The sequence below is a fragment of the Thalassotalea sp. LPB0316 genome (assembly GCF_014898095.1).
Classification (GTDB): Bacteria; Pseudomonadota; Gammaproteobacteria; order Enterobacterales; family Alteromonadaceae; genus Thalassotalea_G.
In genome coordinates this window covers 2,519,562-2,533,879 of sequence record NZ_CP062946.1, presented here as the reverse complement: position 1 = coordinate 2,533,879, position 14,318 = coordinate 2,519,562, and the positions used below count along the sequence as shown (strand labels likewise).

The window sequence follows — 14,318 nt, the reverse complement described above, 5'->3', positions numbered from 1 at the left end:
CAACAAATAAACATATGTTGCTAATTTTACTGCAACTCTACCAGAAGGCAAAAGGTAAAGTGTCTAAACACAGCTATAAAATTAATGAATTATTTGAAACCATCCAAGGTGAGGGGAGTTTTACTGGCCAACCATCGATATTTATTCGCTTACAAGGTTGCCCCGTTGGTTGTAGTTGGTGTGACACAAAACATACGTGGGAAATTGACGATACACTGCTGATCCCAAGTAAAGACATGCTGGCTAAGCCACATGAAGATGATCGCTGGGCTAATTTAACAACCGCCGATATCATTGAAGTATTTAATGCGCAGGGCTTTCACGCCAAACACGTGGTTATTACAGGCGGCGAGCCTTGTATGGTGGATTTAAAGCCGCTATGTCAAACGTTAGAAGCTAACGGTTACTCATGCCAAGTAGAAACCTCAGGTACATTTGAAATTTTAGTGTCAGATAACTGCTGGGTTACTGTTTCGCCCAAAGTAAATATGCGCGGCGGCTATGAAATTTTATCAAGTGCCATGCAACGAGCGAATGAAATTAAACACCCTGTAGCAACCGAGCAACACGTAGAAGATCTTAAAGCGTTGTTAGCAACGCACAAAGTTGAGAACACACCCGTTTATCTGCAACCGATCAGCCAAAAAGATCGCGCCACCAAGCTAGCCATCGATACCTGTATTAAAAACAATTGGCGCTTATCGGTACAAGTGCATAAATACTTAGGGATAGAGTAGAGAGCTATAGGGCCATAATGCTAGAAGGATTTAAGGCTTTAGCGCTTGAAAGCTGTAACGGGTGTAAATCCCCTTACAGCAAGAAGAAGCTAAAACTTAAGAGCTCTATTTTTTAGAAACATTTCGGTGGGCTAGTTGTTAAGTGCCTACGCGATTTTTCACCCAACTATATGATTTTGCGAGCAACACTGGTACATAGTACCACCACAAAGTACCTACCACACCTGTATATATAAACGGAAACCAGAAATTTTCTACATCTAGATAAATCTGATAAATACCATTGGCATCATAACTACTAAGAGTGTTAGCAGAGTCGATAAGATATGCTAAAGGAATCATTCCATAACCAACAGGGAAGTCAACAACCATAAATATAAGCCAACCCATAACGGCTTCACCGGTGTGACTCGTTGCAATCTGATACCCTATAAAAAGCACGAAAACAAGGTGTAGCGCGCCTAGCCAAAGGCCAACCTTTTTATTCATAGAATTAAACCAAAATAGTTAATGGTAGTATCTTTTCTCTACCGTGTTAAAGTTCTTATTACTTTATAACTAATTTTATAAGTACTTACTAGGCATAGAAAAATTTTTTCTATTAGTGAAATCACGACTTTTATAAACTTAAATGGCGCTTATCGGTACAAGTGCATAAATACTTAGGGATAGAGTAGAAAGCTATAGGGTCTTAACGCTAGAACGCTGTAATGCGTTAAGGTAGAGTGACCCCGTTTTAGTGGACACCTTTTTAAATTTAATATTTAGAGGTGTCTATGCGATACAAATCTCGAAAACAATACAGTGAATGCTATAAGATGGATGTTGTAAGACAATCTGTTGAAAGCATTGAAACTCTCCCAGAGTTTGCCAAGCGAGTTGGCATAAATGTTCACATGATACAGCGGTGGCGTAAAAAATACCTTTCATCAGATCCAATAGTTCCAGTGGAGTTAAAAAAATTGAAAGGTCCTGATAAAAGCTACAAACAACTTGAAAAAGAAAATGAACGTTTAAAGAAACAACTTGAACGTGCGAATGAAGATATTGAAATCCTAAAAAAGGCGGAAGAGTTCTTCAAGGAAAAACGGCAGAAAAATTCGAGTTCATAGAGCAAATTCGAACGCCTGGAGATACTCTTCACTTGTGTAAACTGCTAGATGTATCAAGCTCTGGTTTTTATGCGTACTTTAAGCGTGGCACATCGAAAAGAGATGCAAGCAACGCTGAGTTATTACGTGCAATAGACAAGATAATTCAAATATCTGAAGGGGCATTTGGCTACCGGCAGATTCATGAGCAATTACTTGCTGAAGGCTATCAAGCAAGCCCTAATAGGGTTCAACGCCTATTACAGGCACAGCACTATCGTGCTGTTATGTCTCGAAAACAAAAGCGCTACCCTAAGGTTAGCCGTATTAACACACGGCCCAATTTATTAAACCGAGAGTTTTTACCTAAATCAGTAAATCAAGTTTGGGCGACGGATATTACGCAAGTTTATTGTCGTGAAGGTTGGCTGTATGTTTGCGTCATTATCGATTTATATTCTCGAGCTGTGCTTGGTTACAGTCAAGGGCGCGCAGCAACTTCGGATTTAGTTAAAAAGGCGTATTTGAATGCAAAGCGTTTTAGTAAGCTCAGTAACTTAAATGGTGTTCTTTGTCATTCAGACCAAGGCTCTCAATATAAAAGTGACTTGATCGTTCGGTGGCTAAATGCTCAAGGTGCTATAATTAGTATGTCTCGTAAGGGAAACTGTTGGGATAATGCTTGTGTTGAAAGCTTTTTCTCACTCATGAAACAACAATGGCTACACCCACAAGGGGTACAGCCATTGAAATACATGAGTCAAAGGGTTACGGGTTATATTGAAAATATTTATAACCGATTTAGAGTGCATGGCACTCATGGAGAAGTACCATTAGCTCGATACTTACGAGCAAGTTAAATGTGTCCATTATTATGGGGTCACACCAAGGAAATTATCATCCAGCCTTAACGCCTTATCGCTTATAACTAGTAACAAGTAATTAGTAATCAATTTGACGTTTAAACGGCGGTAAAGCATCAAGTAAGTCTTTACCGTAGCGTTTAGTTACAACGCGTCTGTCGAGCAGGGTGATTTTGCCGCTGTCTTTTTCGTTTCTCAGTAGTCGACCGCACGACTGAATGAGCTTTTTCGATGTTTCAGGCACGCTAAGTGCCATAAACGGATTACCACCTTTAGCACTAATAAATTCAGCGTGGGCTTCCTCAACTGGCGAAGTAGGTACGGCAAACGGCAATTTCGTAATAATGAGGTTAGTGAGTAACTCGCCAGGTAAATCTAAACCTTCCGAGAAGCTCTGCGTGCCGAAAATAATACTGATTAAGCCTTTGTTAATTCGGTTTTTATGTAAATCGATAATAAATTGTCGCGAGTGCTCACCTTGCACACTAATCGACATTTTGTGCTTAGTACGCAGTGTTTTTGCAACTTGCTCCATCTGCCAATACGAAGAAAACAAAACAAGGCTAGCTTTGGCGTCTTTCAATAACGATGGCAACTTTTCAGCTATTTCATCGGTGAACTTATCGCTACTTGGTTCATTGCGCATCGTTGGTACGGACAATACTGCGTTGTTTTGGTAGTCAAATGGCGAATCAACGTGCAAGTATTGACTGCCATCGTTTGATGACAACCCCGCTTGGCGTTTAAAGTGATCAAAACTATTTAGTGCTCTAATCGTGGCTGAGCACAATAGGGCACCTTCGCATTTGCTCCACAAATTATCTTCGAGGGTAAAACCGACTTCAATCGGAGAGGCACTAATCACGATATCCGCTTTTTTACCTGTGGTTTGCTCAAGCCATCTTGCGAGTGGCGCAGCTTTCTCATTGTCGGTTTTCTCAAACATAAGCCACAAGTGATTAAAATTCTCCAAGCGCTGAATAAAAAAGCCAGATTCAGCTAACAGCGCTTCGGCTAAGTAGGCTTTAACATCGCCTTCTTTTACCGACTCCATCAAGGCATTGTATAGCTTGTTTAATGAGCTTAACGCTTTTTGGCTTGAGTTAGTTAAATCTTCGGCCCAGTGTTTTAAGGTTTTTGGAATAACACCATGTTCAAAGCGATAACTTGATTCTTTAGCGAAATATACCGCACTATTATTTTGCAAAAAGTCATTAACTTTGGTCATGTCTGCCAGAATATCAGTTACGTGATCGGCAAGTTTAATCGATGGTTCAATCGCACTACGCTTATCGACTAACTTGGCAATATTATCGCCGCAGGTGTTGATTTTATTGAGCCAGTCCATTGAGCCTTTAACCGTTATACTTGCGCTTGCATGGTCACGCGTTACTTTTGGCAGGTGATGCGCTTCATCAATAACGTAAAAACAATCCTCTGGCTCGGGTAGTATTTTACCGCCACCTAATTCTAAATCGGCAAGCAATAAACTGTGGTTGATCACGAGAACATCTGCTAGCAACATGGCTTCTCGCGCCTGATGAAAAGGGCAGTTTTTATGTTCATCTAAATGTTTTAAACAGCTGTGTTTATCTGATTGAACTTGTTGCCAAATATAATGGGGAATAGGTGTTGTCCATGAATCGATATCGCCGTGCCAGCTACCATCGTTTAACGCTTTAAACATCGCTTTTAACTGTACTAAATCATCTTCTTTGGGCTTTTCTGCGAATGTAAAACCCACTTGTGCTTGTTCATCCTCTTGGCAAGCTAGGGCAAGTTTTTGGCGACAAACATAGCGTTGTCGGCCTTTAACTAAGGTAAACTTAAAATCTAATTTACTGTGTTTTGCTAAAAATGGCAGATCTTTGTCTACGAGCTGCTCTTGTAGCGCAACGGTAGCGGTAGAAATACACACTTTCTTTTGGCGAGATAACGCCAGTGGGATAGTGCCTAAAGAATAAGCAAGCGACTTACCTGTGCCGGTACCTGCTTCAATGGTGATGATTTTACGATCTTTTGAATACTCGCCTGCTAGGGTTTTGGCAATTTCAGCGATCAATAACGTTTGTTGCTTCCTCGGGGTAAAGTTTGGCAAGCTTTCACCAATCGCTTTGTATGACTGGCGGATAATGGTTTTTATTTTATCGCTTAACATGCGTAGCGCTATTCCCTATCGAGGTGGTATCGAGTAAACTGCTGTATATAATACCAGTTTAATCTAGATTAATGAATCAAATTCAAGAGATTGGCTTTTTATTAACACGCCACAGCCGAGATACCAAACACGGCCTTGAAACGAGCTATTGGGTGAAAACACCGAATGGGCCATTAAAAGTGGTGGTTGAGCCGCAACAGGCGTTATTTTTTATTGAACAAAGTGCTTGTGAGTCAACTCAATCGCTATTAGCAGAAAACCAGATCACCAAGGTAACCATTCGGCCGTTATCATTAAGCACCTTTAAAAATAAACGCGTTGCTGGTTTATATTTTGAAAAGCTCCAAGACTTCTACCAAGCGCGCAGGCTGTTAAAAGAACACGGCATTACCTGTTATGAGGATGACTTTCGGCCAGAAGAGCGTTATTTGAACGAGCGCTTTATCACCGCTGGCATAGAATTTACCGGTCAGCTAAAGGTTAACAGCAACATCAGCGTTGTCAGTGGCGCAAAATGTCGCCCATCAAATACGCCAATTGAGTTATCTATGCTTTCGATTGATCTGGAATGTTCGATGAAAGGCGAGTTGTACTCAATCGGCGCGTATGCTGATGGGGTTGAAAAGGTTTTTATGATCGGTCAACCACAAGCAACCACGCTTGATTACCTCGATTGGGTTGATGACGAAAAAAGCTTACTCGAGCATTTTATCGCTTGGCTTAACCAAATTGATCCTGACATATTAATCGGCTGGAATGTGGTTAACTTTGATTTAAGTTTGCTCGATAAACGCTGCCAACACTACAACATAAAGTTCGCGATTGGCCGAGATGGCAGTGTACCGTACTGGCGCAAACATCAATCAAGTGAGCAGCAGTACATAGATATCGAAGGTCGGGTGGTATTAGATGGTATCGATTTATTAAAAACTGCAACCTATAATTTTGCCAGTTTCTCACTAGAACACGTATCTCATGAGTTACTTGGTACAGGTAAGATAATCGATGATGTCGATAATCGAGTCGTTGAAATTACCGAAAAATTTCACCATAACAAACCTGCTTTGGCCCAGTATAACCTCGAAGATTGTCGGTTAGTTTGGCAAATTTTTCAAAAAACTAACTTGCTTGATTTTGCCAAACTGCGCGCCCAATTAACCGGATTAGAAATTGACCGCGCTGGTGGCTCAGTCGCTGCTTTTACCAATTTGTACTTACCTAAATTGCATCGCGCAGGTTATGTCGCACCTAACTTAGGTGATGGTTTACAGGGGCTGGTTTCGCCAGGTGGTTATGTTATGGATTCAATTCCAGGCCTGTATAAAAACGTGCTGGTGCTAGATTTTAAAAGCCTGTATCCGAGTATTATCCGCACTTTTTGTATTGATCCGATGGGGATGGTTGAAGGTTTAAAACTGCCAGAGCAAGCAATTGATGGCTTTGACGGAGCTAAATTTTCCCGCGAGAAACACTTTTTACCACAAATTATCGAGCAGTTATGGTTAGAGCGAGATATTGCAAAGCGCGATAATAATGCCGTGTTATCGCAAGCGATAAAAATCATTATGAATTCGTTTTACGGCGTACTGGGTTCCACAGGTTGTCGATTTTTCGATCCGCGTTTATCCGGCTCTATCACCAAGCGTGGTCATGAATTACTAAAACTCACCAAACAATGGGTCGAAGCGCTTGGCCATCGCGTTATTTATGGTGATACCGATTCTATCTTTGTTTTTATCGGTGATACCCACGACAAAGCGGCAGCAATGAAAATTGGTGATGAGTTAGCAACATTTACCAATAATAAATTACAAGATTATTTATCTGAAAAATTTAGCATAAGCTCTTATCTTGAACTGGAATTTGAAACCCACTTTTCAAAGTTTTTTATGCCGACAATACGCGGGCAGGAGGTTGGTACCAAAAAGCGCTACGCTGGGTTAGTGGAAACCGTTGACGATAACAACGAGATCACTCAGCGCATCGTTTATAAAGGGCTTGAAACTGTCAGAACGGATTGGACAGATCTAGCTAAAGAATTCCAGCAGGGGCTGTATCATCGAGTATTCAATGATTTACCCGTCAAAGAATACGTCTTTGAAATGACTCAACGCACGTTACAGGGAGAGTTTGATAAAAAGCTGATTTATCGAAAAAGAATACGCCGTAAACTCGATAAATACGTCAAAAATGTCCCACCGCATATTAAAGCGGCGAGGGCAGCAGATGAAAAAAACAAAGCCTTAGGGAAACCGCTAAAGTATCAGCGCCGTGGCCAAATCGCGTATTACCTGACAACTCAAGGGCCACAGGCAGTAGAGTATTTAACTGCACCAATTGATTATCAATTGTATGTCGAGCGCCAATTAAAAGCAGTGGCAGATGCGATTTTACCTTTTGTGAATACCAGTTTTGATGAGATAACCGATCATCAAATGTCATTATTTTAAATTTTGGCTTGCAGTTATGCCTTGGCTTGATTATTTTAGATGGCTAGATAGCTAAATTGATGTAAAGGTCGTCACCGTGAAAAAGCAAACCCAAATAGTCAATGCCGGTCGCAGTAAAAAATGGACGGGTAATGTTGTTAATCCGCCAGTAGAGCGCGCATCTACCGTTGTTTTTGACTCGATAAAAGAGATGAAGCACGCGACGGCAAACCGCGGTAACCAAGTATTGTTTTACGGCCGTCGTGGCACCTCGACCTCATTTGCCTTTAGCGATGCCATGACCGAACTCGAAGGTGGAGCAGGGTGCGCATTATACCCATCAGGTACTGCCGCAATCACTAACGCAATATTATCTTTTGTCGAAACCGGCGATCACATTCTGATGGTGGATACGGCGTACGAACCCACGCGCGATTTTTGCGACAAAGTGTTGGCTAAACTTGGTATTACCACAACCTATTACGATCCGTTAATTGGTGAAGGCATTGAACAACTGATTCAAGAAAATACTAAAGTATTATTTCTTGAGTCACCGGGTTCATTAACGATGGAAGTACAAGATGTACCAACGCTTGCTCAGATTGCGCATCAGCACAACTGTATTGTAATGCTCGATAATACTTGGGCATCACCAATAAATTTCCAACCTTTTGAGCACGGTGTCGATATTTCGATCCAAGCGGCGACCAAATATGTCGTTGGTCACTCAGATGTCATGCTTGGTACGGCAACGGCGACACAAGAGCACTGGCCACAGCTGAGAGAAAACAGCTATTTAATGGGGCAATGTACCTCACCTGATGATTTGTATTTGGCAATGCGCGGTATCAGAACACTGGGTGTTAGATTAAAGCAGCATCAGGAAAATGCGCTTAAAGTCGCACACTATATCGATCAACGAGATGACGTTGAAGTCGTGTTACATCCAGCCTTGCCATCGTGTCCTGGGCATGAGGTGTTTAAACGCGATTTTCTCGGTGCTAACGGTTTGTTCTCTTTTGTTTTTAAACAGGGTAATCAACAAGCACTCAATGCCTTTTTAGAGGGTATGGAGCATTTTAAAATGGGCTATTCTTGGGGCGGATTTGAAAGTTTAGTCATTGGCGTTAACAATGTTCAAGCATTGCGCAGTGCGACGACATGGCCTTATCAAGCGCCCCTTGTTCGCCTTCATATTGGTTTAGAAGACGTTGAGGATTTGATTGACGATCTAGAACGCGCGTTTAATCGCTTTCATCAAGCATTGAATTAACCTATGATTGGTTTAACAAATAGTTAGCAGGATTGACCATGGCAGAAGAAACCATTTTTTCAAAAATTATCCGACGTGAAATACCAACGGAATTGCTATACCAAGATGAATTAGTGACGGCATTTCGCGATATTTCACCGCGTGCGAACACCCATATTTTGATCATTCCTAATAAATTGATCCCAACGGTAAACGATGTAACCCAAGATGATGAACTCGCGCTAGGTCGCCTGTTTACCGTCGCTGCGAAGTTAGCAAAAGACGCAGGCATTAGTGAAAATGGTTATCGTTTAATAATGAATTGCAACAAACACGGTGGCCAAGAGGTTTATCATATTCACATGCATTTACTCGGTGGTCAGCCACTAGGGCCAATGTTAGCGATTTAACTCTGATTAACTTTGCTAAGTAAAATGAATCAAAGGTTTACGTAATGCGTAAGCCTTTTTTTGTTTTTTAATTACTTAGAACAAAAAACGCTTTAAATATTTAAATTTCTTGTTAATATGCGCACCGAAGCCAAGGGGTGCAATATCTCAATCACTCAATTTAACAAGAGTTGAGCAAGTTGATATAGCGCTGAGACCGTTTTCGGAACCCTTAGAACCTGAACTGGATTATACCAGCGTAGGAATGGTTAAGCGTTATCACATTATAAAAATAACTTTATTACCGTCCTTATTGCTGGTCCCATTGAGAAATGAGATCAACATGACACATTTTAAAAAATCTCCATTATTTGTTGCCTTAGCGGCAACCCTTATCCTGCCGCAAGCCTATGCAGATGATGCTATCGACGCAGACATTGAAACCATAATTGTGCAAGGCGATTTTCGTCAAACACAGTTAAAGCGCAGTGCTAGTGCGGTTTCTATTGTTGGCGAACAACAAATTTTAGAGCGCGGTGCCCAAAACCTTGAAGAGATCATTGCATTAACGCCTAATGTAAATTTTTCAAGTGGCTCGCAACGTGCGCGTTATTATCAAATTCGCGGTATTGGTGAACGCAGCCAATTTAGTGAAGCCATTAATCCATCTGTCGGAGTAATTATCGATGGCGTAGAATTTAACGGTATTGGCTCAGTATCTTCGTTGTTTGATGTTGAACAAACCGAAGTATTTCGCGGCCCGCAAGGCACACGGTTTGGTGCTAATGCTCTTGCTGGTATGATCAATATCGTCACCAAAGCGCCAACCGAAGATTTTGAAGGTAACGTCAAACTAAGCGCTGGTAATTACGGTAGCTATAGCGCCGGTGTTGCGCTTTCTGGCCCTGCATCAGAGCGCGTTAATTATCGTTTTGCCGTTGAACAATACAACAGTGATGGCTTTATTGAAAATGATTACCTCAATGTTCAAGATACCAATAATCGCGATGAATTGAGTGTTCGTGGTAAATTAGCTATTGAAGCATCAGATAATTTATCGATTGATTTAAGCGCAATGCATTTTGATTTTGATAACGGCTATGATGCGTTTTCACTTGATAATACCCGTCAGACATTATCTGACAACCCAGGATCAGATGAGCAAAAAACCAGTGCAGTGTCAGCTAAGTTTAACTATAGCGGTTTTGACCATGTGCTATTTGAAACCTTGTTAGCCGTAGCCAATTCTGATTTAGCCTACGGTTACGATGAAGATTGGTCGAACCCTACATTATGTCAAATAAACGATTGCCCATATGGTGATTATGCGTCAGTCGACTATTACTATCGCGATAAAGCAACGAATACAGCTGAGTTTCGTTTTAGTTCAACTGAAGGTAGCGAAATCTTCAATGGCACAACTCAGTGGATTGGCGGGATTTATTTTAAAAACGAAGACGAAGACTTAACCCGTCAATACACCTATCTCGACAGTGATTTTTATTCATCGTTTAACGCCGATTCAATTGCCGTTTTTGGCCAATTTGACACGCAACTTTCGAAGAACACTGTGTTAACAACAGGTCTGCGTTATGAAACACGCGATGCAACTTATGAAAACTCTGACGGTTTTTACGAAGATTTATCTGATAGCGCGTTAGGTGGCAAAGTTGTGTTAGCACATCATATCGATAGCGACCAGATGGTTTATGCCGGCGTTCATCGTGGCTATAAAGCGGGTGGGGCAAACACTGATGGTACACTGCCAGATGAATTGCGCACATTCGACCCTGAGTATTTATGGAATTATGAAGTAGGTTATAAGTCGAGTTTGTTAAACGGTGATGCTTACGTTGCCGCAACGCTGTTTTTCATGGATCGCAAAGATGTTCAAGTAAAAAGCTCGCAAACGATTGTCCGTGAAGACGGCAGTTCAGAATTTATTGATTATTTGGGCAATGCGGCACAGGGCACCAACTATGGTTTAGAACTTGAAGGTCAATGGCAGCTAAGTTCAGATTTACAAGTATTTGGCATGCTAGGCCTGCTTGAAACTGATTTCAGCGGTTTTATCAATGCTAATGGCGAAGATTTATCAGGACGCGAGCAAGCGCATGCGCCAAATTATCAATTTCACCTCGGTTTTGATTACCTGATCAATCAAGCACTGTCGTTTTCTGCATCGGTTGAAGGTAAAGACGCGTTCTATTTTTCTGATTCTCACGAGCAAAAATCAGATGCTGTTGTTCTTCTCAATGCATCGTTTACTTATCAAGCAGACGATTGGTTAGTAAAAGTTTGGGCACGAAACTTAGCCGACAAAGATTATCAAACTCGCGGCTTTTATTTTGGTAATGATCCTCGTGATGGTTATACTCCTAAAGCATATTATCAATATGGCGAGCCAATGGTCTTTGGCGCGACATTCGACTATCAATTTTAGGAGCGATATAGATGCAAGTATCTTTTGAGATCAGCTTGTATCCGTTGGCTGAAGCCGAATATAAAGATGAGATTTGGGCGTTCATTGAACGCCTAAGTCAAATCGACGGGCTTAAAGTTATCACCAATGGTATGAGCACCCAGGTTTTTGGCGAGTATCAACTAACGACATCCAGTGTGATGGCTGAAATTAAACGCGTACACGAACACACTGGCAGCGCAGTCTTTATTTTGAAAATGATTGCCAGTGACCGCTCTCATCTTATTAATCACCAGATGAACACAAACACTTAATTATGGACGTTGTAGCATCATTCAATTATTACTTAAATCTGCCCGTGCTCGAGGCAATCGGAGTAGTTACCGCTTTACTGTATGTTATCTTCGCAGCTAAGGGCAGTATCTGGTGTTGGCCTATGGCGTTGGTGTCGACATTAGTCTACACCGCGATATTCTATGACGTGTATTTGTGGATGGATAGCTTATTGCAGGTCTATTACTTTGCTATGGCTATTATCGGCTGGCTAAACTGGAATAGGGCGAAACAACAGCAAACTAATGATCTACCAATTGTGTCATATACCGGTTGTTTTCACTTAAAAGCGGTTGCATTACTGGCGTTAGTTAGCCTCGCACTTGGTTGGTTAATGGCGAGCTATACCCCAACAGACTTCCCATATATTGATGCGGCAACGACCGTTTTTGCCGTCTTTGGTACCTATTTAGTGGTCAAGCGCGTGTTAGAAAACTGGCTGTATTGGGTCGTCATAGACCTAGTCTCTATCTTTATCTACATAGAGAAAGATTTGCAGCCCACTGCATTGCTGTTTGTTTTCTATACGGTATTTGCTGGTTATGGTTTTTTCCAATGGTTTAAAATGTATAAAAGCCAAGCAAACCTAGCACTTAGTTCAACGCGAACTGCTGTATAACCAAGGCATTGAACTATTGCTAATGAACGAGCAAGTGCTATCTCATCAGATCGAGTTGTTACTTGGTGTAGAATTAAACCAGATAGAACAGATAACGATAGGGTGTAGCCAACAGGTTTATCGCATTACGACGGCTAGCGGAGTATATGTTGTTAAGCGGTTTGGTCATCGTGCAGCCTTTGATACTGAACTAACCATTTTAGCTGCCAATAAAGCTTATGCCCCGCGTTTAATTGCCAGCCAACCTCAGCTGATTATTAGCGAATATATCAACGCACCGTTATTAGGTGATTGTCAGCTATCGAAGCAAGCGCTGCTTGAACATTTAGTTAACGCCCTCGTTTTGTTCCACAACAACCCTCCAGTCGAGTTAAATAATTCGGTGATCAAGCCGCTCAATTTCTATCAGGTGCTAACTGAACTTGCTAGTAGTTGCCAGCTCTCACCACATCAAACTGCTAACATTGACACCCTCCTCAATAAGGTTAAAAGACAAGAGCAAGGTAGCGAGTCACTGGTAATTTGCCATGGTGATTTGAATATGAATAACCTTTTTGTTGAGCCAAAGGGGTATAAACTCATTGATTTTGAAGCGGTATCGATTGCCCCAAATAGCTATGATTTAATGATGGCGTTGAGTATTAATGGCTTGAGCGCTACGGATATCGATGCTGCCGTTAAACGCTATAACAGCAGTAGTCCAAACCATCCGATCAACCATACGACCACTAAGTGTTATTTTTATTTCGAGCTAGCTTGCGCCATTAATGCACTGTGGTTTCAAGCTCGTGGTCAACAACAAAATATCAAGTCATTTCGCTGCCAAGCCGATAAATATTTTGCTCAGCTATCTCAATAATTCAAAAATGCGACCAAAAGTCGGTAAGTTACGATTAGCCGTAATGACGCTTTGACCCCGTTACCGCATAATTAAATTGAATTATTGGAAGAGACTACTTTGTGAATTGGAAAGCATTAATAGAAGATCGTAATCGTTTTTTCTGGGTATTACACACCGCAGGTTGGCTGGGCTTTGCCTTTGTCCATTACCTTGGTTCGTTATTACATGATCTGCGTCCGATTTTTGCCGTCATTATTTTTCTTAATGCTTATGCCGGTTGGATGATCACCATTCCTTTGCGTTATATCTATCGCCGTGCGTGGAATTTCTCGCCGTTAAAAATTGCTATTGTTGTGGTTGTCAGCTCCTATATTGTTGGTGTTATTTGGCAAGTTATTAAAAACTTCACCTATTGGACAATCTATAAACACGGTTATACCCCTGATTTTTGGCTGTATTACACCCAAAACAGTGTATGGTCTTTCTATATCATTTTAAGCTGGAGTGGCTTGTATTTTGGTATCAAGTATTACCAAATGCTCCAGAAAGAAAAACAAAACGTATTACAGGCCAATACCATCGCTCACCAAGCTCAATTAAAGATGCTGCGTTATCAGCTAAATCCACATTTTTTATTCAACACACTAAATGCAATCTCTACACTTATTTTGGTTGAGGAAAACGAAAGCGCTAATAAAATGGTGACCAAATTAAGTGAGTTTTTGCGTTATACCTTAGATAAAGATCCGATGAAGCGGGTGACGCTATCGAGTGAAATTCACGTACTTGAGTTATATCTTGATATAGAAAAAGTGCGCTTTGAGGAGCGTTTGAAAGTTGTTATAGATATCGACGATAATTGTCAGAACGCTTTGGTTCCCAGTATGATTTTCCAGCCAATCGCCGAGAATGCGATTAAATATGCTATTGCGACACAAGAAAGCGGTGGTACTATAGCGGTGACGGTAACCAAGTTTGGCGACGACTTGTTACTCGAACTAGCAGACAATGGTCCAGGTGCCCAAATCGAAAATGGTAACCTTTACCGTGAAAACGGTGTTGGTTTAGCCAATACAAGAGAGCGTTTAAATGCCTTGTATCGAGACAACTACTCGCTAGTCGTGGCCAATAATACCCCGTCGGGCGTAAAAGTTAATATTCGTATTCCATTTCAAGAAAGGTAG

13 protein-coding genes and 1 riboswitch are annotated in these 14,318 nt (G+C 41.3%); of the genes, 11 read left to right on the top strand and 2 right to left on the bottom strand.

The window, feature by feature from the left end:
* The first annotated feature begins 14 nt into the window (after positions 1-14).
* On the top strand, positions 15-737 hold the full coding sequence (gene queE / locus LP316_RS11295) for a 7-carboxy-7-deazaguanine synthase QueE (RefSeq protein WP_193021267.1): 723 nt from the start codon (positions 15-17) through the stop codon (positions 735-737).
* Positions 738-875: 138 nt separating this feature from the next.
* Here queE and LP316_RS11290 read toward each other — a convergent pair whose 3' ends face one another.
* Positions 876-1,226, bottom strand: a complete 351-nt coding sequence (locus tag LP316_RS11290) for a hypothetical protein (protein ID WP_193021266.1) — start codon at positions 1,224-1,226, stop codon at positions 876-878.
* Between the two features lie 287 nt (positions 1,227-1,513).
* Here LP316_RS11290 and LP316_RS11285 point away from each other — a divergent pair, with 287 nt between their 5' ends.
* Together LP316_RS11285 and LP316_RS11280 are read left to right on the top strand one after the other, a co-directional pair.
* Complete coding sequence (locus LP316_RS11285; RefSeq protein WP_193020511.1) at positions 1,514-1,849, top strand: transposase; 336 nt, start codon at positions 1,514-1,516, stop codon at positions 1,847-1,849.
* A complete protein-coding gene (locus LP316_RS11280; RefSeq protein ID WP_226960843.1) occupies positions 1,846-2,688 on the top strand; it encodes an IS3 family transposase in 843 nt (280 codons plus the stop codon). The genes LP316_RS11285 and LP316_RS11280 overlap by 4 nt, the downstream gene beginning before the upstream one ends.
* Positions 2,689-2,770: 82 nt before the next feature.
* Here the strand turns inward: LP316_RS11280 and dinG are convergent, their stop codons facing one another.
* Positions 2,771-4,849 (bottom strand): ATP-dependent DNA helicase DinG, encoded by a 2,079-nt coding sequence (gene dinG / locus LP316_RS11275; RefSeq protein ID WP_193021265.1) that lies wholly within the window; start codon positions 4,847-4,849, stop codon positions 2,771-2,773.
* A 71-nt stretch (positions 4,850-4,920) separates the two neighbouring features.
* Here dinG and LP316_RS11270 point away from each other — a divergent pair, with 71 nt between their 5' ends.
* From LP316_RS11270 to LP316_RS11235, 8 genes are all read left to right on the top strand, one after another.
* Positions 4,921-7,299 (top strand): DNA polymerase II, encoded by a 2,379-nt coding sequence (locus LP316_RS11270; protein WP_193021264.1) that lies wholly within the window; start codon positions 4,921-4,923, stop codon positions 7,297-7,299.
* A gap of 76 nt (positions 7,300-7,375) precedes the next feature.
* Positions 7,376-8,551 carry a cystathionine beta-lyase gene (locus LP316_RS11265; RefSeq protein WP_193021263.1) on the top strand — a complete coding sequence of 392 codons (1,176 nt, stop codon included), beginning with the start codon at positions 7,376-7,378 and terminating at the stop codon, positions 8,549-8,551.
* 38 nt (positions 8,552-8,589) lie between these two features.
* Entirely contained in the window at positions 8,590-8,940 is a 351-nt protein-coding gene (gene hinT / locus LP316_RS11260) for a purine nucleoside phosphoramidase (RefSeq protein ID WP_193021262.1), read from the top strand.
* Positions 8,941-9,063: 123 nt separating this feature from the next.
* Positions 9,064-9,202, top strand: a riboswitch (TPP riboswitch).
* Between the two features lie 60 nt (positions 9,203-9,262).
* Positions 9,263-11,362, top strand: a complete 2,100-nt coding sequence (locus tag LP316_RS11255; RefSeq protein ID WP_193021261.1) for a TonB-dependent receptor — start codon at positions 9,263-9,265, stop codon at positions 11,360-11,362.
* An 11-nt stretch (positions 11,363-11,373) separates the two neighbouring features.
* On the top strand, positions 11,374-11,655 hold the full coding sequence (locus tag LP316_RS11250; RefSeq protein ID WP_193021260.1) for a hypothetical protein: 282 nt from the start codon (positions 11,374-11,376) through the stop codon (positions 11,653-11,655).
* 2 nt (positions 11,656-11,657) lie between these two features.
* Positions 11,658-12,293: a nicotinamide riboside transporter PnuC gene (gene pnuC, locus LP316_RS11245; RefSeq protein WP_226960733.1), complete on the top strand. Its 636-nt coding sequence runs from the start codon at positions 11,658-11,660 to the stop codon at positions 12,291-12,293.
* Between the two features lie 22 nt (positions 12,294-12,315).
* Entirely contained in the window at positions 12,316-13,152 is an 837-nt protein-coding gene (locus tag LP316_RS11240) for an aminoglycoside phosphotransferase family protein (protein WP_193021259.1), read from the top strand.
* A gap of 101 nt (positions 13,153-13,253) precedes the next feature.
* Positions 13,254-14,318: a sensor histidine kinase gene (locus LP316_RS11235; RefSeq protein ID WP_193021258.1), complete on the top strand. Its 1,065-nt coding sequence runs from the start codon at positions 13,254-13,256 to the stop codon at positions 14,316-14,318.

Coding starts and splice junctions, on each gene's coding strand:
- LP316_RS11255 (WP_193021261.1), top strand. CDS start 9,263: ATGACACATTTTAAAAAATCTCCATTATTTGTTGCCTTAGCGGCAACC.
- LP316_RS11250 (WP_193021260.1), top strand. CDS start 11,374: ATGCAAGTATCTTTTGAGATCAGCTTGTATCCGTTGGCTGAAGCCGAA.
- LP316_RS11290 (WP_193021266.1), bottom strand. CDS start 1,226: ATGAATAAAAAGGTTGGCCTTTGGCTAGGCGCGCTACACCTTGTTTTC.
- LP316_RS11270 (WP_193021264.1), top strand. CDS start 4,921: ATGAATCAAATTCAAGAGATTGGCTTTTTATTAACACGCCACAGCCGA.
- hinT (WP_193021262.1), top strand. CDS start 8,590: ATGGCAGAAGAAACCATTTTTTCAAAAATTATCCGACGTGAAATACCA.
- dinG (WP_193021265.1), bottom strand. CDS start 4,849: ATGTTAAGCGATAAAATAAAAACCATTATCCGCCAGTCATACAAAGCG.
- queE (WP_193021267.1), top strand. CDS start 15: ATGTTGCTAATTTTACTGCAACTCTACCAGAAGGCAAAAGGTAAAGTG.
- pnuC (WP_226960733.1), top strand. CDS start 11,658: ATGGACGTTGTAGCATCATTCAATTATTACTTAAATCTGCCCGTGCTC.
- LP316_RS11285 (WP_193020511.1), top strand. CDS start 1,514: ATGCGATACAAATCTCGAAAACAATACAGTGAATGCTATAAGATGGAT.
- LP316_RS11240 (WP_193021259.1), top strand. CDS start 12,316: ATGAACGAGCAAGTGCTATCTCATCAGATCGAGTTGTTACTTGGTGTA.